Source organism: Priestia sp. D3YE.R1, from assembly GCF_049199565.1.
Taxonomy (GTDB): domain Bacteria; phylum Bacillota; class Bacilli; order Bacillales; family Bacillaceae_H; genus Priestia; species Priestia aryabhattai.
Genome location: NZ_JBLTHW010000001.1, coordinates 1,902,284 through 1,924,299 on the forward strand (window position 1 = coordinate 1,902,284; position 22,016 = coordinate 1,924,299).

Here is a 22,016-nt window from a genome sequence, read left to right on the forward strand (position 1 = left end):
ATAATTATAAAAGTTGGAATTCCATTGGCATTTCAAACGGAAGGTGGAGGATTATAAATGGAAAGAAGTATGGACTTAATTAGAGAAATTTTAATCTATGTAAAGAATGAAGCTGATGATTTACATGCATTTACAATTGAAGTGGATGGATATGAAAAAAAATTAATCGAATATAATACTAGGTTACTGGGGAAAGAAGGTTATCTAGAAGGACGCTTTAATGGTGACAGATGTACAGTCCATGCTCTCACTTGGAAAGGTCACGACTTCTTAGATAATGCAATGAATGATAACATCTGGAATAAAACTAAGCAGATCGTGAAGGAAAAAGGGGGATCAGTTTCATTTGCCATTTTGACGGATTTAATTAAACAAGTAGCTTCAAGTCAATTTAATCTTAAGTAGCTTTTTTTAAGAAGAGGAGAATTCTGTAAAAATATTAGCTGGCAGCGGTAGGAGACAATCAAGAATTATGAAGCAAATGAAGCTGAAACGTGGGCTGAAGAAGAAAAAACCAATCCCAAAGCAGGTGAACTACCAAAATGAAATAGTGAACCTCGTGTGAATAATTAAACTCAGTGGAATGAAATGACGCCAGAATAACACGAATAATTACAGGGAAAAAATCTAAGCGATTTAAATGGAAGGTATACCGTATGATGAAAACGGAAATGTCGTTGAACAAAGAATGAGCAATTATTTTGAAAGATTAACTTGCATAATAAAAAAAGAAGTTCACATACTAGTGAACTTCTTTTTTTATTATAGGGGAATTTTTTTCTTTCAGTAATAATTTATACAAAAAAGAAAAATGAAAACTTAAATTAACAGATTGAGCTTAAAGATAATAAGGCAAGTACAGTTTTTTATTTACAAGAGGGACACCATTTTCCTTTCTTAGTAACCATATAAGGAGTAGCCTCCCAAGTGTGCTGGTACTCACATTGCCAAAGTAGTTTAGTATCTATATTAATATATATCTTAGATAGGCATTTGCCGTTTTTAGAATGAGCAAACCTCTGCATATCCTCAATAGTTTTCTTTGTGTTTCCTGCACAATGGGGACACCAAGTGCCATTCTTAATGTTAGAAGGCTTTGCATTCCAAATGTGACCGCTACTGCATTTCCATGTCAGACTTGTATTCGCATTTATATAGGTATTAGATAAACATGTTCCGTTTCTAGCACTTGCAAGTACTTGCATATCTTTAAGTGTTAGCTTATTAGTACCACAATCAGGACACCATATTCCTCTTTTGATTTCTCTAGCTCTCGCATTCCACACATGCCCTTTTTCACACTGCCATTGCATTTTTGTATTATTATCAACATATACTTCCGAAAGGCACTGACCTTTCTTTTTTCGGGCGAGTTTTTTCATTTCTTCAATAGTAAGTTTTCTGTTTTCTCTAGAACATCGAGGACACCATTTTCCCTGCTTCACATTATCCCCAGACATCTCCCACACATGCTCTTTACCGCACATCCATGTCAACTTAGTTTTTGCATTAATATATACACTTGATAAACATTTACCGCCTTTTTCTTCTGCCAAACTCTTCATATGCTCTATGGAAGATCTTAACTTAAGACCAGTAGATTTATATGCACATTTTCTACACCATTTTCCAGCCATAATGTTTGCAGGACTCGCATTCCAAATATGCCCATTTTCACATTTAAATGTTAAATTTTGATGTGAACCATTGTACTCTTGAGACAACAATTTACCTTTGCGTTTTTCTGCTAAATTCTTCAGTTCAATTAATTTAGTATTAACTGTGTAAAAATCTTTAAGTAGTATAGAAACATCTACGTTATCGCAGACGGTCATTATTCCAAAAGATTCAAGGGAATTGACTAAAAATTTCACCTTTACCTCATCTGTGTTAAGAGTATAAGGAATATCAATTAATTTAATACCTGCTTTTTTACAAGCGTCTTTTTTCGCTTTATCTCTTTGTATTTGAGAATCGAGAGCCTGTTCATTTCTATGAAAAAACTTAACAAATTCGTAGTGTTGCTTTCCTTGATACTCAAATGCAATGTTTAACTTATCACAATAACCATCTAGCTCAATCGAATTGGGTAGTATATTTCTTGTTTTAGGGAATGGATAGCCAGTAAGTTTTTTAAGTATGAATCTACATTTATCTTCATTATAGTTGGTCCGACATTTTGGACACCACTTTCCTGCACGTACGTTATTATAGTTTGCTTCAAAGGTATGCCCATTACTACATTCCCATTTTAGTTTGCGGTGAGCGTTGTGATATTCTGTTGAGAGTAGTTTTCCTTTTCTTTTTAGAGCTACTTCTCTAATCTCCTCAATATTTTTCTTCTTTATACCAGCACAATCAGGACACCAGCTTCCTTTTAGAATTTGATTTGCTTCTGTACTCCAAATATGCCCCTTTTCACATTTAAATGTTAAGGTGCTACGAGTTGTAGAATAATCTTTTGAGAGGCAAACACCTTTTTTAGCACGAGATATAGTTTGAATATCTTCTAAGCCATACCTTTTTCTATTTTCGTTTGCCTTTTTTCTTCCACAACTAGGACACCAATGTCCTACTATTATGTTGCTGGCAGCTGATTTCCAGATGTGTCCATTGCCGCATTTCCATTTCAAAGGTAAGTTTCTATTAATATACTCAAGAGATAAGCATTCTCCACCATTCCTTTTAGCTAACTCTTCCATATCTTTTATATTGTATTTACGAAACCTTTTGGAGAGAGTTTGTTTAGTACATTCAGGACACCAAGAACCTTTTAATAATGCTTCGTAATTTTTTTCGAAAATGTGGTTTTCTTTACATATAAATTTTAGCTTAATTTTTGTATTTTTGTATTCCTTGGATAAACATTTACCATTAAGATCTTTCGCCGTTTTCTTTACATCTTCCAGTTCATATTTTCTCACCATTTGTTTTTCTCCTTGGTTACATAAAATATATGAATCCACAACTTTACTATTCATATCAAATTTAACAAACTTTATGAGGCTAAAACCCAATTTTACTTTGACAGTTTAACCTTAAGATAGACATGTTAAATAGAGAGTATCCAGCAAAAAGTTAAAACGATATTAAAGAATCTCCTCTTATTTAAATTCAAAAGAAATACTTATATATCTTTAATACCTACAGGTGAATTTGATGGAAAACTTCACTTTGAAATATTGGTTATCAGATAAACGCCATTACTTATTTTTGGTAATTTAACAGTATTATATCACTAGTATAAATTGAATTTCCTTAAAAGTAGAGATGAAGTTTAAAGAATTTCTCTTTACTGCTGAAAATAACAAACAAAATGGGTTGATAAGGAAACCTTTAGTAACAAGCTTAAGAGCATAAAATTTGTGGTCACACAGTGGTCACGGATTGGTCACAGAACCCTAATTTTCCACTCTAAAACGACAGCATCACCCACGTTGACTTCATGATTGGCTCAGCTGAAATGGACATCGACGGCATTAAAGCTGACGGTACAAGCGAGCCTGTGTTTAGAAAAGGGAACTGGGCGTTTTGAATTAAATAAATAACAATAATAAAAGCTTCTGCGCTACATCCGCAGAAGCTTTTATTGTGATCACTAAATTTCTGTAAAACTGAGATTTTATATATCTTACACGCGATTACGCTTTAAAATAAAACGGTAGCAAGTTATTTTTAAGTTTGTACATCAGTTGTAGAATCAGGAGCAAAGTTAACAACTTCCAAAACTATAGGAGAACCTGTTAAAACGCTAGATCCTGCAGGAACAGTAATAGCTAAAGAACCGACACCCGTGGCTCCTGGCGTATATGTGGAAAGGCCAGCCATTTGTAAAACGCCGTTGATATACACATTGTAATAGCTGTTATCCGTAGCTAAAGCTGGAAGTGCAGTAGCCGCGCCACCTGTATCACCAAAAAAGTCAGCGGCATCTATTGTTAAAGTAGTTGCACCCGTAGTTGTAGCAGTTGCTGTATAAAAGAAACGTGAGACGGTTGGGCTGGCTGTTACAGTGGTAGCAGCGGCTATAGCGAGTTTCATAATTTGAAGAGGCATAAATGTGTTACCTCCTTTCATGTTCTATCCTTCAATATATGCATTTGTTCCTTCTGAGGAATAGGTTTAATGGCATAAATTTAATTCTTAAAGACTATAACTAAACTAAGTACATCTGTGAAGGAGAGTCTTTCTTGAAAAAAAAATCTTACGGCTGCGATAAGTATGCACCTTCTTGTTCAACACCTTTTATTAAGCTTCCCATGTTGCCTCAGCAGGAATTTAGGTATATATTCCCGAAAAAAGTTCGCATCTTTGAATACTATACCGTAGCCGGAGGCAGCAAGCGCATCTTTACAGATCAAGATGCGTTAAAAAAATATGGCACTCAGCGTATATTGGATCCTGAGAGCTACTCATACAGTAATCTATTCATAAACGGTGTGTTGCAGCCTTCCTCCAATTACAGCGTCCAAAAAGGACTTCTTATCATTAACACAGAGGATATTCCTTTAGAAAAATCACCCGTGATTTTACAAATGATTAAAGTAATCTAACTTTCAACCACAAAATGCGAAGTACACATGCCTGGAAATAAAAAAACAAGGTGAACGTTAGTCAGTTCCACCTTGCTGTGATTCTTCTTTTTTAACCGGAGCGTCACGCTTGAACATGTGATAGTAGGTAAACCCCAAGCATAGAGCGCCGGCGATTGAACAAAAATATTGCAAAAAACGGACGAAATCCATTGGAATGACCTCCCATTTTCAGTTTCGCTTCTAGTATGTACAGGGAAGTGAAATAATATGTGAAAAAGGGAGGTTTTCTCTTATAGTTCGTATGGTTCTTGAAGAGTAAGGTAAGGCTGCTGATCTTCAAGACCAAGACGCTTATTTAATTGTCTTTTCATTAAATCGTACTGGTAGATGAGGTGAAATTGATTTTTTTTCGGTGTTTCACAGCGAATGTAGGTTTCTTGCCCGTTCTTGTCTGTGAAATGAATGGTTAACTCACCGAAATAGCGTTGAACAGGAGCTCCGTGAAGGCCTTTTTCATTTTTGACAACCTTTGAAAATTCTGCTCGTTGAATACGGTTAAATGGAATAATAGCTACTTGATTGATAACAAGACGCTGATCGTACATGTCAATTTTAGATATGGAAATTTGATTAATTCCTTCTGCAAATTTAACATGCCCGTTTACAGAAACAAGCGGTTTGCGATCCTCAGGATCAACAGCGCCTTGAGGTCGCTTAATGACGTAGAAGCTAGCTACGCCAAGTGCTACGATACCAACCACAACAATAAGTGCAAACATCATTTTGCATTCCACCTCCTGAGTATAGATGTGTAATCTGAATTTAACAGCAAGCTGTTTCAGTTGCCATATTGCCTCAACAATGAGGGTAGAGAAAAGCAGTTCGGCAGTTCATTATAAGTATATACATACGTTCGACAATATGGTGTGATATTCCTTCTTATTATGACTTTTTTACGACAAAATGGGCAAAACTCTTTTCGAAAATGAAGCAAATCAGTTACAATTTAAGGATAAGGTACCAAATTTCTTTTCTGTCTCAAAAAAGTGCAGAAAAGCGTAAAAAATTCTAGGTACTTTCTCATATTTTTACTATTTTTATAGAATTTATTCCAATTTCTAATCCTTTATCGTGTATAATCTCTTGTGTGCAGCATGATATACATAAAGGTGTAAGGAGGCACAGTTCATTGTCTTTATCAGCAAAAAAGATATTATTATTAGTTTTAGTAGTTATATGTTTAGTGTTAGTTGTGATGCAATTCATAAATCGATCAGCAGAGCCGACTTCTGAACAGGCCCAAGAAACACTGAGTAAGCTTCCTGAACAAGAAACCGTTAAAGAAAAAGCGAAAGGCGACGAGGAAGCGCACAAATATCGAGTGTATTATATTACTATTGAAAAAATCGAAAATGGTACATACAGCGGAACAACAAAAGAAGGAACGGGCATTAAATTTTCCGATAAAAATTTAAATGAACCGATTCCAAGCAATTTGAAAAAAGGGGATATCGTTAAAGCATACTTTGATCTGGAATATAGCACGAAAGGTCTAGTCAAAGTAGAAAAGGTAGACGAGATACCCGATGATGACGAGAGCTCAAGTTAATTGAGCTCTTTTTTTGTATTTTACGAATGTGGTAAAATATTGAATACATAGACACGGTATAGGGGGAAGAAGATGATAGCAGCAATTATAGTAGGAGCGGTAATTCTTTTAGCTTTGATTATCAAAAGAATTGCAAAGTCGAGAGGATTTTGCTTGTATAAAGAGGAGCTTCCAGATGAGCTCGGAATACATAGAGATAAAGAGTTTGAAGATATTGTTCATTCACTAGAAGATTCTTTACCGATAGCCTATGTTCAGCAAGTGAAACAGCGTATGAAAGGGAAAAATACAAAAGACGATGAAGTGGAATGGACGTTTTTTGAGATGAAGCGCTACTTTTTATTAAATGCAGTCATCAAAGACGTACCGATGTTTAGTGCAAAAGTGGATGAAGTATGGCATGAAATGATTATGTTTACAGTAGATTATGAGCGTTTTACAGACCTTTTTTTCAGCCGCTTTTTGCATCACCAGCCAAATCTAGAGACAACTCCATCCCCACAGCCGGATAAGCGAGCGTTCTTTGATTGGATGTATGCTCATTTGTTTGACATAACGGGTAACAGCCGACTGCTTTGGGGGAAATTTTTTCAGCATCCGCTTGATAAAAGTACGCTTCAAGATTTTCAAAGGTTATCAGAAGATGAATTACTAGATCGCTATTTTTTAAGAAACGGCAAATGGGAAAAACAACAGAGGCACTTGATTCAAACGTTAAAAGAAGAAATCACTGCTGCTCAAAAAAGAAAAAAAGCAGGCGGATCAACTTACTTTAAAAAAACGGCTAAAAAAGGAAATGTATCAAACGAACTTCTTCTTCAAGGCTTTGTTTTTTATTCTCTCTACAAAGCCACCAATTTTTCAAGTCATATGAATGAACTGCTGCTATATAAAAAGACGATGTATGGGGGAGATACAGCTTCCTACAGCGGCTATAGCTGTTCAAGCCCGTGGGAAGACAACCGTCATCATCACCACGATGGAGGTCACCACCATCATGACAGCGGCAGCAGCTGTTCGAGTTCAAACTGCAGCAGTTCTAGCTGCGGGAGCGGATGCAGCAGCAGCTAGTACAGTAAAAAACTCGTATAAAGAGAGTTTTTTTACTGTAAATGCAACGATGATAAAAAGGTTAACTGACAAGCAATGAAAAATTTGGTATAATCGTTACGTTTTTAAAAAGGAGAGACAGCGAAAATGAATATTTTATGGGACTTTGATGGAACCATCTTTGATACCTATCCGACTATTGTGAAAGCATTCAAAGAATTACTAACAGATCCAACGATTTCAGAAGATGATATTTTAAAACAAATGAAAATATCTTCTGATGTAGCAATTAAGCATTTTGATATTGAAAAGTCTTTGTTTGATAATCACTTCCATGTGCTCGAACAAAAAATCAACCCTAAAGATAAGCCTGCTTTTCCTCACGTGGAAGACGTACTGAGCTTTGCCAATACAAATGTAATTGTTACGCACAAGTCTAGACAGTCTACGCTTGATATCCTGGCATTTTTTAATATGGAGCACTACTTTACGGAGATTATTACAAAGGATGATGGCTACAAGCGAAAGCCTGATAGCGGCGCTTATGCATATCTTCACGATAAGTATCAGCTCGATTTAGTGATTGGAGATCGCGAGCTCGATTTAAAACCTGCCCGTGAACTGGGAATTAAAACATGTGCATTTCAAAATGACGATATTGAAGCAGATTATCACCTTACATCATATGATCAATTCTTTACAACTGTCGTAAATAAAAACTCGTGAAGCTATTCTTCACGAGTTTTTATTTGTTCAGGTGTATGTATTTCGGGAATTTCACCGAGCGTGTAGTTCGCTACTTTTGTAATGTTACTATTAGCAAAAAAATAAAACTCTCCGTCGACTCCGCGAATTTTTGTCGTGCGCAATCCAATTTCTTCAACAGTTCCTTTCGTATCATTTATAGATACGTGATCTCCTACTGAGAATTGATCTTCAAATAGAATAAAAAACCCGTTTAAAATATCTTTAATCAAATTCTGTGCACCTAAGCCTGTAATAAACCCTGCTACGCTAATACCAGCTAAAAGTGCTTTCATATTAATTCCAATTGCCTCTAAAGACGTAATAAGCACAATAAAATACACAACGTACATGACAATGCTCAGACAAAGTTTTTTCAGCGTTATTTCTTTTCGTTCGTTGTACCTCAGCAGCTTAGTTTTAAATCTGAAATCAAAGATTTTGTTAATTATACTGCGAGCAAACCGGATAACGATTTGAGCAATGATAAAAATCAAGATAATCTTTATGATTACTTCACTAATGTCAATCCATTTACCGGTGTTAAATAAAGTTTGATGTATCCACTGTATGTATTTCATGACTAAGTCCCTTTCTTGCTTTATAAAATTTTCTCTACTGAATAGTATAATTTATTTTTAAAAATATACTACTAAAATTTACTAAGGTAAGTTTGAACGATTATATGGTTTTATTTTAATTTATTTTAATTTTGTATATGTAATGAAAACTCCATAATTTAGAAAAAGAGAAATCCTCAAGCATAGAGATTTTTAAAACATTTCTTTATACAAATATTAAATAAAAACTTATAGCAGATATTAGTATAGATCTTATTAGCAAACATTATATACAGATATTAGAGAAAGAAAAACCCTCTAAAAACCCTATGATATCAAGGGTTAGAGAGAAAATAACTTTTCAAAAAATATCTCTGTGGAAAATAGACCTTTTTTGTGAACAGCATCCTTTAGTCAAAGGATGTATTTTATCGTAGTAGATATGGAATCTATTTTATTTACTATGTTTATTCTTTTATAATAGATGGATTTTAAAACCAATGGTATGAAGATTGCTGTTAAAAGTATGGATTATTTCCACTGTGGATAAATATGGTCGCATCAAAGAGTAAATAATCTGGAAATCACCGTCAATAAAAGAATAGAGAGGATGGTTTTATTAATAAATAGGATGATATAAAGTTTATTGATTATGTTTTTTTTCTTTTGTGGATAAATATGAAGGTGTTTTTGAGTAATATTCCGTAGTTATACACAAGAAATATCATTTATTTGAACTCATTTCGTTTATATAGGTAGGATAATGGAATTGGAGAGTTGTAGAAATGGATGTTTGTTTGCACCATTTGCACAAAAAAGAGAAAAGAAGTGAAAGAAAACAAAAAAAAGGCATGCCAAATAAGCCCCTTATGAAGCTGTAAGTTCGGCAGGGACTTGATCTTGAAGATTTTTTGAAAGCTCTTTTCGAATGAGCGTACGGATTTTTCCACCGTAATTTTCAACGACTTGAGCATCATGGCTGAAGAAGGCCTGTTCAATCAGAGAATAAAGGGCAGACTTCACTCGTTCAATACCATATTCAAAAGAAAGCTGAACCAAATCAGTAATGTCTTCGTTTTGGAATGAAGACATCAAAGTTCCTGTAGAATCTGTGCTGTGTCCAGATAATTTTACAAAAGTCTCTTCAATAGCATTTCGAATCGCCGTGTTATATTGCTCTTTCTTTTCTTGTTTCGACATCTTGCCATTTTTCGCGCCGTCTTTTAAAACAAAGAAAATAGTAGATCCTTGAACAACGGTTTTAAATGCACTCGTCTGCGTTTCAGCTATTTTCTGCATCATGCCTTTGTAGTGAGTATATTTCGGGGTGAAAATTTTATAGTCATTAAAGCTAATTTTTGAAGTGTTTTCTTCAGGATTAAACTGACGCTTAATCGTATCATTGTCATAAACCAATTCTTTGCGCAGCTCTAAACGAAGGGCATTTACGTTTTCAATTAAAATAAGCTCTTCAAAGCGAGTATATTCTAGTTCCATAAACCCAAAGCCGTTTTCTTCAAAATATTGAGGATAGGGAACAATACAAATATTGATTCCCTTGCCGCTGCGAGAATAAGAAATTAATTCTGTTTCTGCTAATACTACATTGTTGTTGCGAACTGTTCGAACCGTACAATTCAAAGCAGCTGCAATCTCTTTTTCAGAAACATCACAAATAATACCTCTTTCATCAACGTGAAGGAAGTGATAAAAAATTAATTGTGAAATTTGAGATTTAGATAAACGATGATGTTCCGCCACCGTTTTGATTGTAGGGTTCCCATGAGCGTCTAGGTCCATGTGATCTTCAATATCTTTATATTTTTCTACGGTGCTAGACAATTGGCGAATAATTTGTTTTCCAATTTTCGCAAATTCTTTTTTTATCATGAGAATCCCTCCAATCTATTTCATATCTACATTAATTTATTAGGTTAAAATAACAAAGAATACCTTGTGAAAATTATATCAATAAGAAACAGAATCGCAAACGAACGAGTAGTACGCGAAAAACGGCAAAAGGTTCAAAGAATGCTGTCATATCAAGGGATTCAGAGTATATGTTTTTTAGTACGCGAAAAACGGCAAAAGCAAGCAAGCGCCGGTAGAACAGTGTTTGTTACAATCAGTAAAAATCAAAAAAAACTTTATGCGTTTTAGTACGTCAAAAACGGCAAAAGGCTCAATATAGTACGCCAAAAACAGCAAAAGTGAAGAGTGGTACGCCAAAAACAGCAAAAGTTATCTTTATTCACCTAAAAAAAGGTAAAAAAATAGCTTCTATGATTGTTGGAAATAACACAACAAATTTTATTGGTACGCTAAAAACGGCAAAAGGTATTTTTAGTACGTTAAAAACGGCAAAAAAAGCGTAGTAGTACGTCAAAAACAGTAAAAGTTTTTGTTTGGTACGCCAAAAATGGCAAAAGCTTTACATAGGTTTCAAAAAAAATAAAAAATGTGGTTTGAAAGGGTAATAACTAAGGGAAAACCAACGTTTAGTACGCAGAAAACGGCAAAAGTAGTGGAGGAGTACGTCCAAAACGGCAAAAGGTAGGATTGTTTTACGGGAAAAAGAGAAAAATTAACAATTTATATGGAATAATTAGCAAATGAAACGAATTTAGTACGTCAAAAACGGCAAAAGAAGCAAAGTGGTACGTCAAAAACAGCAAAAGACGGTAATTAGTACGCGGAAAACGGCAAAAGCATCGGAGGAATACGTCAAAAACGGCAAAAGCTTTTGTTTAGTACGTTAAAAATGACAAAACTTCCAAACTATGAAATAAAAATAGAGGGAGATTTTGTATCAAAAAGACGAAAATGGCAAAATGTCAAATAAAAAAGGAAGGGAATGATTTACCCTTCCAATGTTTCTCTATGTTCTCCTCCAAAATAGTCTTGAATTTCATAATTTTGAAGAGGAATAAAAGAGATTTCAAATCCTTGAAGTTTTTGCTGGTAATTTTGTATCAGTACTTGATTGCTAACAAATTCTGCTAGAGATTCATTAATTAATTTTAGGTTTACATCAATTTTCTTTGAACGAAAACGAACTTTTGAAGCAAAATATTGATACGGATAAAAATGAGTGTAAGACTTTTCTTGTAAATAACAATCTAAACGCTCTTTTTGAAATGCATAAAGCAGTAAAGAAGAAAGCGAGTTATCTTTAAACTTTTTAATAACATCACTGTAAATTTGTACAAACTGCTGATTTAAAAAGCCTTGATGCGTATCATCGCTAAATACAATCGTTGCATATCGTCTGCCCGTTACTTCATCGGTTTCAATAACAGCCTTTTGGAAGAAGTTGATCGCAAATTTTGTATCTCTGGAATTTTTCTTCTTTGCTACACCTTCTACGTGATATCTGGCAATTTTCATAATGCGGGCTTCAACCGCTTCGTAGTTTTTTACACCTTTTGAATTATAAATTTCTTTAACAATATCCGCTAAATCAAGCGTCACCGTTTTTTCTTTATAAAACATCTCATCGCGCTGTGAAAGGGCAAACTGGATAATTTGAGAATCTTTCGGATCTAATACCATATTTCGCTTGGAAAGAACCGTTTGATTATCATTCACAGGGATAATGGTACGAATGAAATATTCTTCATCAACTTTATAGTCATTATATAAAACGACTTCTTGGGAGTTTGTTTTAACTTCCATATTGGTTTTAAGAGAATGACTTTCATTTGAGAAGATAGGGGCCTCTACCCACGAATTTAATCGTTTATCAATCCAGTTGCTTAAATTTCCATTGTATTTTTCTAATATGATTTCAGCAATTAAAAAAGTAAAGTCCGTGTGAAATGCTTTCTCTATTTGATAATTCATTTTTGAATCTAAATAAGGAAAATCAGTAATGTTTGTTTTTTTGCTTTTAGCCCATGCTTCTACTTCTTTTAACTTTATCTTTAAAATATCTTCAGGTTTTTCCACGCCAAACAGCTTTTTTAAATGTTCGGTATCCACTTTTTTATCCATCACTTTTTTTGCTAATTCAATGTCTTCAAAAATAGGATTAGGCTTTTCTGCTTTAATATCTTTTTTTAACGTTTGCAGCCAGTTTTTCTTATTTGATTGCCTTCTTTTATAAGCCGGATTTCTTATTTCCTTAGGGTTTATTAATTTATTCTCTAAAACAAACGTATCTTGCAATATATTTAAAATGTAGTCTTCTATAAAATCTTTTTCATTCGAAAAAAACGAATGAGAATCATATAAAAAGTCTATGCACTTTGCTTTGATATTGTCATCGATCGCATCGCTGATTTGTTTAATAAGGTAAGGAGAAAAATTGGATGGTTCGTTCATGTTGACCTCCTCTGTATGTATTTAATCTGTAACAATCTTATTATATCTTTTTTGAACGATACTCTAAAGGCTAAAAGGAAAATTCGTTTTTGTGACTGCTGTTTTATATCAAATTAGCCTAACTGACTATCAGTACATATAAAGGCTTATTGCAAATATAAAATGCTTTCTTTATAGCGCTTGTATAATATAAGTAGATACTTTAGATGTAAGGAGAGTATTATAGTAGTTTTATAAAAGAGAAAAGCAAAGTACATTCATTGAGTTTGAAAATGGAAAAGTTTATACTTGCCAAGTACACTCTTTTTACAAATAGGGGGAATAAGTATGTTGTTAAAACCTAAAGCAATTTTTTTAGATATGGACGGTACGATATTAAATCGCTCCAACAAAGTAAGTATTCAAACAAAAGAAATCGTTGACGAATTACGAAAACAGGGAATTTTTGTTTTTATCGCTACGGGAAGAGCGTTTGATGAAATAGAAGAGTTAGTTCCTGAAGGCTTTCAAGTAGACGGATTTATCACATCAAATGGTATGGCAGGATACGTAGGAAAAGAATCAGTCTTTCAGCATTCGCTTTCACTTCAATTGGTGGAAACTATTATTGAAAAAGCAAGAGCGAACAAGGTATACTATGAGCTTTTCCCGTATGGCACACCTCGCGTGACGTTAAAACAAGATCAGTCATATGTGGAAAATGAAATTAGAGATCCAAAGCCAGACAGTGTGGAAATTAACGAGTGGCTTTCTCGTAAACAAGCGATTAAAGAAGAAATTGACTGGAAAGATTCTGTAGAGGGAAGTGAATTTTCGAAATTCTATTTCTTTGCAAGAACGCATGAGCATATCAATAAATGGAAAGAAAAGCTTGAAAAACTTAAGCAAGAAACAGACTTTACAACTTCTACTTCATCTAAACACAATGTCGAAGTGATGGTTGCAAACGTAAATAAAGCAACAGGAATTCAGCAAATGCTAAAACATTTTAATTTGCCCGAGCAAGACATTTTAGCGATTGGCGACAGCAACAATGATTTGCCAATGTTTCAGTTTGCTAGCTATGCTGTAGCGATGAAAAATGCGCCGGATCACATTAAAGAAATTGTGGATGACATAACGGAATTTAACTGTGACGAAAACGGCGTATATCATTATCTTTCTAAATTTTTATTGCAAAAATCTACTAATAGTACGCCCGTTTTATAAGAATTAATGAATGAATTGCCGAAGCAAAAAGCAACGGTGAGATAGAACCAACTATTCAAAACATCGTCGTTTAGGCGGTGTTTTTAGTATATATAAGGTCAAAAGTAAACCGTTCATTATTATTAGTTATAGCACTCTTAGCTAAAAAGAATAGATGAGATTAAACCTTCTATAATGTTCTTTTTCAAATCATGTTATAAATAAATATAACTATCCTCGTGTCTACCTTTATAAAACGCCGCTCAGCGAGGTGAGTCTCATCATCTAAAAGCATAAATCCTTTTAACATTTAAACTTTTTCTTTCTTCAAACTTTTTATAAAATGCTGAGAAAAGGGATTGTATCTAAGTATATTTAATGCTAATATAACATTTAATGAAAATAGTATAACATATTTAATTTTATTTTATAATTAGTATGACATAAATGTTGGATTCAATCGTTTTTTTGAAGTGTTTATAATCACATTGTCCAGAATATTAGTCCATTCATTACCAATAAAATATGTACCTTGCAAGCTGCCAAATGATAGTTGAACAAAAAATGCTAGCGTTATTAAACTATTAAAACCAAAGAATAGGAAGATTTAATGTGAATAAAAGAAAAATTGTCTATATAGTTTCCGACTCAGTAGGTGAAACGGCTGAGCTGATGGTAAAAGCAGTTTTAACTCAATTTAGTGGAGAAGATATTGAAATTCAAAATACTTCTTACGTAGAAGATGAGGGAAATATTGATAATATCATTGCTGAAGCAAGGTATAATGAGGCCATCATTGCGTATACCATTGTCATCCCACCTTTAAAACAGTATCTTGACCAAAAGGCACAAGAAGAAGGAATTGTAGCCATTGATTTAATGACTCCTCTTATGAGTGCCTTTAGCCAAACCTTTAATAAGGAACCTAATCTTCAACCGAGATTAACGAGAAAATTAGACGATAACTATTTTCGAAGAGTAGAAGCAGTTGAATTCGCTGTTAAGTATGATGATGGACAAGACTTCAGAGGTATCAAGCGAGCAGATCTAGTGTTGATTGGTGTTTCGAGAACATCTAAGACGCCACTTTCTATGTATTTAGCTCATAAAAGTCTTAAAGTAGCGAATATACCGTTAGTTCCAGAAGTAACGCCTCCTGATGAACTTTTTACTATTCCGAAAAATAAATGTATTGGTTTAGTTATTACACCAGATAAGCTCAATGAAATCCGAAAAGAACGATTAAAAAATTTAGGTTTAGCGTCTCAAGCCAATTATGCCAATGTAGATCGAATCCTTGAAGAGCTGGACTATGCTGAGAAAATTATGAAGCGCATTGGCTGTCCTATTGTTAATGTTTCAGGTAAAGCGGTTGAAGAAACCGCTGAAGTGATATTGAGCATGTTAAAAAAAGACAAGATAAAAGGGTATGTATAAAAACTGTTGCTATGTAAGACAGCTAACTTGTCAGACATGCTTAATCTATAGAGAGTCAGGTAGAACAGGCCTGTTGCTAAAAGGCGCTTTTTGAAAATATAAAAGATAAGGAAGATTGTGATGAGCAATGTATATAAAAAAACAGACGTTATCTTAATTGGGGCCGGAGTTATGAGCGCAACGCTGGGATCTTTACTAAAAGAGCTGGCGCCGGAATGGGACATTACAGTATTTGAGAAACTCGCAGATGCAGGAGAAGAAAGCTCGAATGAATGGAATAATGCAGGGACTGGTCACGCTGCACTATGCGAGTTGAACTATACATCTGAACAAGCTGACGGATCTATAGATATTACAAAAGCGGTGCGAATTAATGAACAGTTTCAGCTTTCAAGACAGTTTTGGTCGTATCTTGTAAGCAGTAATTTAATTCATAATCCGCGAGAGTTTATTATGCCAATCCCTCATATGAGTTTCGTACAAGGAGAAAAGAATGTATCTTTTCTAAAAAAGCGTTTTGAAGCGCTATCAAATAATCCGTTGTTTCAAGGAATGGAGTATTCGGACCATCCTGAAAAGCTAAAAGAATGGATGCCGCTTGTCATGAAAGGCCGTACATCCCCTGAAGCAATTGCGGCAACTAAAATAGACTCGGGGACGGACGTGAACTTTGGGGCTTTAACTCGTATGTTGTTTACACATCTAAAGAGTAAAAGCGTAGGAATTAACTACAACCACAGCGTTGAAAATCTGACACGCACCGCAGACGGCCTGTGGGAAGTAAAAGTACATGATATTCATAGCGGTAAACAGGAATATCACACGGCGAAATTTGTTTTTATCGGAGGAGGAGGCGGAAGTCTGTCTTTACTCCAAAAAACGGGTATTCCTGAGTCCAAACATATTGGAGGGTTCCCGGTAAGCGGATTATTTATGGTATGTAATAATCCCCAAGTTATAGAGCAGCATCATGGGAAAGTGTACGGGAAAGCGAAGGTTGGTGCTCCGCCAATGTCGGTTCCGCACCTTGATACACGCTATATCGACCGCAAAAAAACACTGCTGTTTGGACCTTTTGCCGGATTTTCACCAAAGTTCTTAAAAACGGGTTCAAATCTGGATTTACTCAGTTCTGTAAAACCGAATAATATTTTGACGATGTTAGCAGCAGGCGTCAAAGAGATGGGCTTAACAAAATACCTGATTCAGCAGGTGCTGTTGTCAAATGAAAAGCGTATGGAAGAGCTTCGCGAGTTTATTCCAAATGCAAAAAGTGAAGACTGGGATATCGTCGTAGCGGGTCAGCGTGTACAGATAATCAAAGATACGGAAGCCGGAGGTAAAGGCACTCTCCAATTTGGTACAGAAGTTGTGAGTTCAGCTGATGGTTCCGTCGCTGCATTGCTCGGGGCTTCGCCAGGTGCTTCGACTGCTGTTTACGTCATGCTTGAAGTGCTAGAAAAATGTTTCCCGCAGAATATGAAGAAATGGGAACCAAAAATAAAAGAAATGATTCCTTCTTACGGCTTGTCTCTGGTAGAAAATCCAGCGCTTTTTAACGAAATTCATGCTTCTACAGCACAAACGCTTGATTTAAGCAAAAAAGAACTTGTGTACCGATGATTTTAGGCGGCCTTTGACACGTATGCTTTAGATGAAAAGAATTTTTCAGGCTGCTTTATAAACTGTTTAAAATATAAGTGAAATCTATAAGAAAAAATGAAGGAGCTCCGTTATATTGCGGGCTTCTTTTTATTTATTTCCTTTACTAGCAGAATTTACTTCGTATACATGATATAATTCTTATTAGTAAGCGTTTACATATAATGAAGTGAAGAAGTGGAAAATAGCTATTTCGAGGAGCCGATAAAAGATGATTCTAACTAATACATCTTTACTAACAAAAGAACAAACGATTTTTAGCCATTCAGGGAATAAAATTAAATTAGAAGATAGAGAGATTGATATTGTTGCTCGATTTGAAGAGCCTCTCGTTCTAGTTTTAGGAAATGTTCTAAGTAACGAAGAATGTGATGAACTTATACAGCTATCTAAAGATAAAATGCAGCGATCAAAAATTGGCGCTGCACGTGAAGTAAACAGTATTCGAACGAGCAGCGGCATGTTTTTTGAAGAAAGCGAAAATGAGCTTGTACATCAAATTGAAAGAAGACTTTCTAAGATAATGGGACCGTCTATTGAATATGCTGAAGGCCTTCAAGTTTTAAAATACTTGCCTGATCAAGAATACAAAGCACATCACGACTATTTCACTTCTGCAAGTAAAGCATCTAAAAATAACCGTATTAGTACATTGGTTATGTACTTAAATGATGTCGAAGAAGGAGGAGAAACTTATTTTCCTAAGCTGGGTCTTTCCGTATCTCCGGCAAAAGGAATGGCCGTGTACTTTGAATATTTTTATAGTGACGCTGAACTTAATGACCGTACTCTCCACGGTGGAGCTCCTGTTATAAAAGGAGAAAAGTGGGTCGCTACCCAGTGGATGCGCAAACAAAAAATTCGATCGTAAAAACAAAGGTTTGAAGAGTCCTATTAGCTATCGTTAGTGAGGGCTCTTATTTATGTTACAAAAAAATAGCAAGCATGTTAGTCAGTTATTATATTGAAATATTCACACTTATTCTATTTGTGCAGCTATTCCTTATTCTTATAAGCCGGTAGACGATAAATGTATTTGTAGTGTAAAATATCCTCATGATTAAAAATCTGGATACACGAAAACGAAAAATGTGTTCGTGAGATAAAAATAAAATAGATGCTATTTAAAATATAGATGCTATTTAAAATGATGACTTTAAAACAGGCTGCGCGAAAAACTCGTGAAAGGATTTTCACGAGTTTTTGTTTTTAGGTGATTTACACTATTTATAAAATCATTTTACTTTTATATAGTAGATAGGGAATGTGTTAAAGGAGGACCCGGGTTTTGAAAGAAATAAAAGCAATTATTTACAGCATGATCGCGATGTTTATGCTGCTTCTTACTGGATGCAGCGATGAGCAGGCAAGTCATTCAAGCACATCTTCTACCGATACAAAACAAGCAGTTCAAGTAGAAGATTCATCAGATCAAGAAGAAGATCATAGTCCTTCTAAAGCAAGTCGTGAAGATGTAGTAGGTGAGGCAGCTACGGTAGAAAGAGTGGTGGATGGCGATACGTTTAAAGTAAAAATGCTGAACGGAAAGACGGATCGCGTACGACTACTTCTTGTCGATACCCCGGAGACAAAGCATCCCAAACTAGGCGTACAGCCCTTTGGTCCAGAAGCATCTGCTTACACGAAAAAAAGGCTAGAAGGGCAGGAAATCACTCTTGAATTTGATGTGCAAGAACGTGATCAATATGGACGGTTACTTGCGTATGTATGGATAGATAATGAGCTATATAATGAAGAGCTGCTAGCAAAAGGGTTAGCCCGCGTAGCAGTATTTCCGCCTAATACAAAGTACGTAGATGAATTTAAGAAAATACAGGAGCAGGCTCGAAAAAGCGAAAAAGGCATCTGGAGTATTGAAAACTATGCCCAAGAAAAAGGCTATAACACGGATGCTGTAAAAAATCAGTCCTCTTCTAATCAAAAAGATACCCAATCTGCCACAAGCTGTGAAGGTAAAATAAAAGGAAATCAAAACTCCAAAATTTATCACGTGCCAACCGGGGCGCACTACAATCAAACTATGAATAACGTCATTTGGTTCTGTACTGAAAAAGATGCACAAGAAGCAGGATACAAAAAGACAAAGAACTAACAAAGAAATTCAGTAATTGCTGAGTTTCTTTTTTTATGAGCTCACTAAAGGTTTGTATAGGAGTAGCTAAATACCATCCAACAAAGAGCGGCCGATCCGTATAAGAAGACGCAGTGGCCATATGAGCAGCTGAGGCACTTGAAAAAGAATTTCTGCTAAAACTCCCCATCCACTCATTGTATTATCTTTCTGCTGACGGCGTTTTTTCATAGTCATCATCCATTCATTTGAAAATATACATTAATTATACAATGAAAGGAAGATTAGGAGTTAATTTTTTCTTTCTTTTCTTTTTCGTGTTAAAGTAGATAGGTAAGAAGTTTTGCTACAAATAACGCAAGCGAAGAGAATAAAGGGAGTTTGAAAATCGTGAAAATAAGGAAAGCAAGAAAAGAAGATGCTTCTGCTGTAACGGAATTACTTTATGACATGCTTGGCAGTATTGCACGCTCTCATACGGCGGCTACAACGAATGAAGAAGCGCTTTTAAGACTTAAAGCGTTTATTCTTTCTGAGAAGAATCGCTATAGCTATCATCATATTACAGTCGCAGAAGTCGATGAGAAGGTAGTTGGACTTATGCTTTGCTACGAAGGAAGTATGTTACAAACGCTTTATGAACCAGTTAAGCGTTTTGTACGTGCTAAACTTAATAATCCAGCGTGGGAAATTGATATAGAAACTGAACATGGAGATTATTATATTGACTCTCTATGTGTAGATGAAGCTTACCGCGGAAAAGGGATAGGAACGGCTCTTTTAAATGTAGCCAAGCAAGAAGCCAAAAAGCGTAAGATGTTTTTATCGTTAAACGTTGAATATAATAACGTAGAAGCAAAAAAATTGTATCAGCGTATAGGCTTTCAAGAGCATAAAACCATTTTTATTGATAAAAAACCATTTTTTTATATGAAGACTGCCTGATCATCTTTACGGTAGTATTTTTTGTGATAAAATGGATATATAAGTAAAATAATAAGAACCAACAGCTCAGCACTCTTGCTGAGCTTTCCTGTAAATCGCGTAAACGTATCAAAATGGAAAGAATCCTACATCCAATGGACCATAAGCAAGCGGTCATGAAAGTATGTTTGCTGATGTGCCACATGAAAGGAGCGTGCATGAACATCAGAGATCTTCCGTTTAATATGAGTTATCGATTTAATGAACAGCTTCGAGAAGTTCCGGTTAACCCACACCAAATGAAGCAGGGAATTATCTATTTAAAGAAACGAGCTCTTGAAGAAGAAGATGAGTGTGCCGCTGCTAAAACATATGGACATATTGGTGTATATGAGCGCATACTTGGAGAATTAACGAGCAGTGAAAGACACTTGCAGCTGGCCATTTATCTATATGACCGACATGCTGATACAATAGGTGAATTTTTGAATACGATCCGACTTGGACATACATATCACTGGCAAGAACAGTGGGATAAAGCGAATGAAACGTTTCAGCTACTCATTGAACAATTAAAAGCGGATGAAGACCTTCACATATATGAAGACTTTGTCTATCAGCATTATGGAAAATGTTTACTTGATCAGCGGATTGTTTCCAGAGCACATCACTATTTTCAACGCGCGTTAGAAATTCGATTGAAAAAAGGCGATAAAGAATTGATTGAGTCGACTAATTCCTGCATCCGTCTTTGCTTAAATAAATTAAAACATTCCTAGTATACATAAAAGATAAATGACTCATAGCCTTGGTTACACATAATGCATAAACTTTCCGTTTGACAAACGTATGTGAACATATTATAGTCATACATGGCAATTTAAGAATACGTAATATAAAAACTAAACATAAGCGTCTCTTCTCTTTTGGAGAAGGGGCTTTTTTATGTGAATTTTTATGTCGAGGAGGGTTTAATCGATGAGTAAAACAGTAAAAGATGTCATCTTTTTATTAATAGGTTCGTTTGTATTTTCACTTGCCGTTAACATGTTTGTCATTCCAATAGGACTAGGTGAAGGCGGCGTTACGGGTATATCCATTATTTTATATTATACAACGCATCTTTCAACGGGCGTCACTAACTTTATTCTAAACGGTATCTTGCTTATCGTAGGGTATAAATTTTTAGAGAAAAAAACGATCGTCTATACGATGATTACGATTATCGCTACATCTATTTTTCTTCACGTAACTGAAGGCTGGAGTCTTCATCTTCATGAAGAGCTCATTGGCATGGTTTTTGCCGGTGTACTGCTAGGCGTTGGAATTGGGATGATTTTGCGCGTTGGTGGAACAACAGCAGGTTCAGCCATTATTGCTCGAATTCTAAATAAGTTTTTAAACTGGAAAGTCAGTCATGCACTTTTAATGGTTGATTTACTGGTGGTATTAGCTTCTTATTTTATTATTGGAATCGAAAAGCTGCTATTTACGATCGTCATGCTTTATATTACAACAAAAGTAATTGACTTCGTTATTGAAGGATTCGATGCCAAAAAGGCCGTTACCGTTATTTCAAGCAACAAAAATGAAGTAGCAGATCAAATCAATGAACAGCTTGATCGGGGAGTAACGATTCTAAACGGTCGAGGGAACTATACAAAAGAATCAAAAGAAATCTTGTATGTGGTCATTAATAAACAAGAGCTTCTTAAACTTAAAAAGCTGATTAAAAAAATTGATGATGAAGCATTTGTGATTGTACACGATGTACGAGATGTAATTGGAAAAGGCTTTCTAAGCGCATAATGCTGTGGTTCTTGGCAATTTTTTCTGACGTTGGTGTTCTCCGGAAAAGTATGATATAAGTGTGTCTAGAGACAATTCAATAT

The 22,016-nt window shown here is 35.1% G+C and carries 21 protein-coding genes and 1 pseudogene; 14 read left to right on the plus strand and 8 right to left on the minus strand.

Translation table 11 applies throughout. From position 1 onward, the window contains the following. Positions 1 to 57: 57 nt before the first annotated feature. Positions 58 to 405 (plus strand): DUF2513 domain-containing protein, encoded by a 348-nt coding sequence (locus ACOZIR_RS10145; protein WP_409405276.1) that lies wholly within the window; start codon positions 58 to 60, stop codon positions 403 to 405. A gap of 461 nt (positions 406 to 866) precedes the next feature. On the opposite strand, the gene ACOZIR_RS10150 is transcribed toward ACOZIR_RS10145, so the two are convergent. Continuing rightward, positions 867 to 2,927 (minus strand): hypothetical protein, encoded by a 2,061-nt coding sequence (locus ACOZIR_RS10150; protein ID WP_409405275.1) that lies wholly within the window; start codon positions 2,925 to 2,927, stop codon positions 867 to 869. Positions 2,928 to 3,418: 491 nt separating this feature from the next. Here ACOZIR_RS10150 and ACOZIR_RS10155 point away from each other — a divergent pair. Next, a pseudogene (locus ACOZIR_RS10155) lies at positions 3,419 to 3,535 on the plus strand (aminopeptidase); the annotation flags it as partial. 140 nt (positions 3,536 to 3,675) lie between these two features. Here the strand turns inward: ACOZIR_RS10155 and ACOZIR_RS10160 are convergent. Then, positions 3,676 to 4,056 carry a DUF4183 domain-containing protein gene (locus tag ACOZIR_RS10160; protein ID WP_045292351.1) on the minus strand — a complete coding sequence of 127 codons (381 nt, stop codon included), beginning with the start codon at positions 4,054 to 4,056 and terminating at the stop codon, positions 3,676 to 3,678. A gap of 134 nt (positions 4,057 to 4,190) precedes the next feature. Here ACOZIR_RS10160 and ACOZIR_RS10165 point away from each other — a divergent pair, with 134 nt between their 5' ends. Next, positions 4,191 to 4,553, plus strand: a complete 363-nt coding sequence (locus ACOZIR_RS10165) for a DUF4183 domain-containing protein (protein WP_421535564.1) — start codon at positions 4,191 to 4,193, stop codon at positions 4,551 to 4,553. A 57-nt stretch (positions 4,554 to 4,610) separates the two neighbouring features. On the opposite strand, the gene ACOZIR_RS10170 is transcribed toward ACOZIR_RS10165, so the two are convergent. After that, on the minus strand, positions 4,611 to 4,745 hold the full coding sequence (locus ACOZIR_RS10170; protein WP_013083673.1) for a hypothetical protein: 135 nt from the start codon (positions 4,743 to 4,745) through the stop codon (positions 4,611 to 4,613). 80 nt (positions 4,746 to 4,825) lie between these two features. Beyond that, on the minus strand, positions 4,826 to 5,317 hold the full coding sequence (locus ACOZIR_RS10175) for a hypothetical protein (protein ID WP_028409022.1): 492 nt from the start codon (positions 5,315 to 5,317) through the stop codon (positions 4,826 to 4,828). 407 nt (positions 5,318 to 5,724) lie between these two features. On the opposite strand from ACOZIR_RS10175, the gene ACOZIR_RS10180 reads away from it, so the two are divergent. The 3 genes from ACOZIR_RS10180 to ACOZIR_RS10190 all read left to right on the plus strand — a co-directional run bounded on the left by ACOZIR_RS10180 (position 5,725) and on the right by ACOZIR_RS10190 (position 7,920). Then, positions 5,725 to 6,144, plus strand: coding sequence for a hypothetical protein (locus tag ACOZIR_RS10180; RefSeq protein ID WP_014459592.1), 420 nt, complete (start codon positions 5,725 to 5,727; stop codon positions 6,142 to 6,144). Positions 6,145 to 6,216: 72 nt separating this feature from the next. After that, positions 6,217 to 7,215, plus strand: a complete 999-nt coding sequence (locus ACOZIR_RS10185; RefSeq protein ID WP_045292350.1) for a hypothetical protein — start codon at positions 6,217 to 6,219, stop codon at positions 7,213 to 7,215. A 126-nt stretch (positions 7,216 to 7,341) separates the two neighbouring features. Beyond that, a complete protein-coding gene (locus ACOZIR_RS10190; protein ID WP_045292348.1) occupies positions 7,342 to 7,920 on the plus strand; it encodes an HAD-IA family hydrolase in 579 nt (192 codons plus the stop codon). A gap of 2 nt (positions 7,921 to 7,922) precedes the next feature. Here ACOZIR_RS10190 and ACOZIR_RS10195 read toward each other — a convergent pair whose 3' ends face one another. From ACOZIR_RS10195 to ACOZIR_RS10205, 3 genes are all read right to left on the minus strand, one after another. Beyond that, complete coding sequence (locus ACOZIR_RS10195) at positions 7,923 to 8,519, minus strand: mechanosensitive ion channel family protein (protein ID WP_310878547.1); 597 nt, start codon at positions 8,517 to 8,519, stop codon at positions 7,923 to 7,925. 846 nt (positions 8,520 to 9,365) lie between these two features. Then, the gene (locus ACOZIR_RS10200) at positions 9,366 to 10,388 is read right to left on the minus strand and encodes a hypothetical protein (protein WP_045292346.1); all 1,023 of its coding nucleotides are present in this window, start codon (positions 10,386 to 10,388) and stop codon (positions 9,366 to 9,368) included. Positions 10,389 to 11,357: 969 nt separating this feature from the next. Continuing rightward, positions 11,358 to 12,821 carry a hypothetical protein gene (locus tag ACOZIR_RS10205; protein WP_045292344.1) on the minus strand — a complete coding sequence of 488 codons (1,464 nt, stop codon included), beginning with the start codon at positions 12,819 to 12,821 and terminating at the stop codon, positions 11,358 to 11,360. 327 nt (positions 12,822 to 13,148) lie between these two features. Here ACOZIR_RS10205 and ACOZIR_RS10210 point away from each other — a divergent pair, with 327 nt between their 5' ends. The 5 genes from ACOZIR_RS10210 (at position 13,149) to ACOZIR_RS10230 (ending at position 19,221) form a co-directional block, all read left to right on the plus strand. After that, on the plus strand, positions 13,149 to 14,030 hold the full coding sequence (locus tag ACOZIR_RS10210; RefSeq protein WP_045292341.1) for an HAD family hydrolase: 882 nt from the start codon (positions 13,149 to 13,151) through the stop codon (positions 14,028 to 14,030). Positions 14,031 to 14,621: 591 nt separating this feature from the next. Beyond that, positions 14,622 to 15,446: a pyruvate, water dikinase regulatory protein gene (locus ACOZIR_RS10215; protein WP_045292339.1), complete on the plus strand. Its 825-nt coding sequence runs from the start codon at positions 14,622 to 14,624 to the stop codon at positions 15,444 to 15,446. Positions 15,447 to 15,566: 120 nt separating this feature from the next. Beyond that, a complete protein-coding gene (locus tag ACOZIR_RS10220; protein WP_310878551.1) occupies positions 15,567 to 17,069 on the plus strand; it encodes a malate:quinone oxidoreductase in 1,503 nt (500 codons plus the stop codon). A gap of 250 nt (positions 17,070 to 17,319) precedes the next feature. Next, positions 17,320 to 17,979 (plus strand): 2OG-Fe(II) oxygenase, encoded by a 660-nt coding sequence (locus ACOZIR_RS10225; RefSeq protein WP_045292335.1) that lies wholly within the window; start codon positions 17,320 to 17,322, stop codon positions 17,977 to 17,979. Positions 17,980 to 18,396: 417 nt separating this feature from the next. Beyond that, positions 18,397 to 19,221, plus strand: a complete 825-nt coding sequence (locus tag ACOZIR_RS10230; RefSeq protein ID WP_421535565.1) for a thermonuclease family protein — start codon at positions 18,397 to 18,399, stop codon at positions 19,219 to 19,221. 66 nt (positions 19,222 to 19,287) lie between these two features. On the opposite strand, the gene ACOZIR_RS10235 is transcribed toward ACOZIR_RS10230, so the two are convergent. Beyond that, positions 19,288 to 19,431: a hypothetical protein gene (locus tag ACOZIR_RS10235; RefSeq protein WP_170836760.1), complete on the minus strand. Its 144-nt coding sequence runs from the start codon at positions 19,429 to 19,431 to the stop codon at positions 19,288 to 19,290. A gap of 159 nt (positions 19,432 to 19,590) precedes the next feature. Between ACOZIR_RS10235 and ACOZIR_RS10240 the strand changes: the two genes are divergently transcribed. The 3 genes from ACOZIR_RS10240 to ACOZIR_RS10250 all read left to right on the plus strand — a co-directional run bounded on the left by ACOZIR_RS10240 (position 19,591) and on the right by ACOZIR_RS10250 (position 21,933). Next, the gene (locus tag ACOZIR_RS10240; protein WP_013057535.1) at positions 19,591 to 20,145 is read left to right on the plus strand and encodes a GNAT family N-acetyltransferase; all 555 of its coding nucleotides are present in this window, start codon (positions 19,591 to 19,593) and stop codon (positions 20,143 to 20,145) included. A gap of 197 nt (positions 20,146 to 20,342) precedes the next feature. Beyond that, complete coding sequence (locus ACOZIR_RS10245) at positions 20,343 to 20,903, plus strand: hypothetical protein (RefSeq protein ID WP_045292331.1); 561 nt, start codon at positions 20,343 to 20,345, stop codon at positions 20,901 to 20,903. 199 nt (positions 20,904 to 21,102) lie between these two features. After that, a complete protein-coding gene (locus tag ACOZIR_RS10250) occupies positions 21,103 to 21,933 on the plus strand; it encodes a YitT family protein (protein ID WP_045292330.1) in 831 nt (276 codons plus the stop codon). The last annotated feature ends 83 nt before the right edge of the window (positions 21,934 to 22,016 follow it).

Excerpts from the sequence above, each read along its gene's own strand:
- ACOZIR_RS10145 (WP_409405276.1), top strand. The coding sequence starts at position 58 with ATGGAAAGAAGTATGGACTTAATTAGAGAAATTTTAATCTATGTAAAG.
- ACOZIR_RS10150 (WP_409405275.1), bottom strand. The coding sequence starts at position 2,927 with ATGGTGAGAAAATATGAACTGGAAGATGTAAAGAAAACGGCGAAAGAT.
- ACOZIR_RS10160 (WP_045292351.1), bottom strand. The coding sequence starts at position 4,056 with ATGCCTCTTCAAATTATGAAACTCGCTATAGCCGCTGCTACCACTGTA.
- ACOZIR_RS10170 (WP_013083673.1), bottom strand. The coding sequence starts at position 4,745 with ATGGATTTCGTCCGTTTTTTGCAATATTTTTGTTCAATCGCCGGCGCT.
- ACOZIR_RS10175 (WP_028409022.1), bottom strand. The coding sequence starts at position 5,317 with ATGATGTTTGCACTTATTGTTGTGGTTGGTATCGTAGCACTTGGCGTA.
- ACOZIR_RS10185 (WP_045292350.1), top strand. The coding sequence starts at position 6,217 with ATGATAGCAGCAATTATAGTAGGAGCGGTAATTCTTTTAGCTTTGATT.
- ACOZIR_RS10190 (WP_045292348.1), top strand. The coding sequence starts at position 7,342 with ATGAATATTTTATGGGACTTTGATGGAACCATCTTTGATACCTATCCG.
- ACOZIR_RS10195 (WP_310878547.1), bottom strand. The coding sequence starts at position 8,519 with ATGAAATACATACAGTGGATACATCAAACTTTATTTAACACCGGTAAA.
- ACOZIR_RS10200 (WP_045292346.1), bottom strand. The coding sequence starts at position 10,388 with ATGATAAAAAAAGAATTTGCGAAAATTGGAAAACAAATTATTCGCCAA.
- ACOZIR_RS10205 (WP_045292344.1), bottom strand. The coding sequence starts at position 12,821 with ATGAACGAACCATCCAATTTTTCTCCTTACCTTATTAAACAAATCAGC.
- ACOZIR_RS10210 (WP_045292341.1), top strand. The coding sequence starts at position 13,149 with ATGTTGTTAAAACCTAAAGCAATTTTTTTAGATATGGACGGTACGATA.
- ACOZIR_RS10220 (WP_310878551.1), top strand. The coding sequence starts at position 15,567 with ATGAGCAATGTATATAAAAAAACAGACGTTATCTTAATTGGGGCCGGA.
- ACOZIR_RS10225 (WP_045292335.1), top strand. The coding sequence starts at position 17,320 with ATGATTCTAACTAATACATCTTTACTAACAAAAGAACAAACGATTTTT.
- ACOZIR_RS10235 (WP_170836760.1), bottom strand. The coding sequence starts at position 19,431 with ATGAAAAAACGCCGTCAGCAGAAAGATAATACAATGAGTGGATGGGGA.
- ACOZIR_RS10245 (WP_045292331.1), top strand. The coding sequence starts at position 20,343 with ATGAACATCAGAGATCTTCCGTTTAATATGAGTTATCGATTTAATGAA.
- ACOZIR_RS10250 (WP_045292330.1), top strand. The coding sequence starts at position 21,103 with ATGAGTAAAACAGTAAAAGATGTCATCTTTTTATTAATAGGTTCGTTT.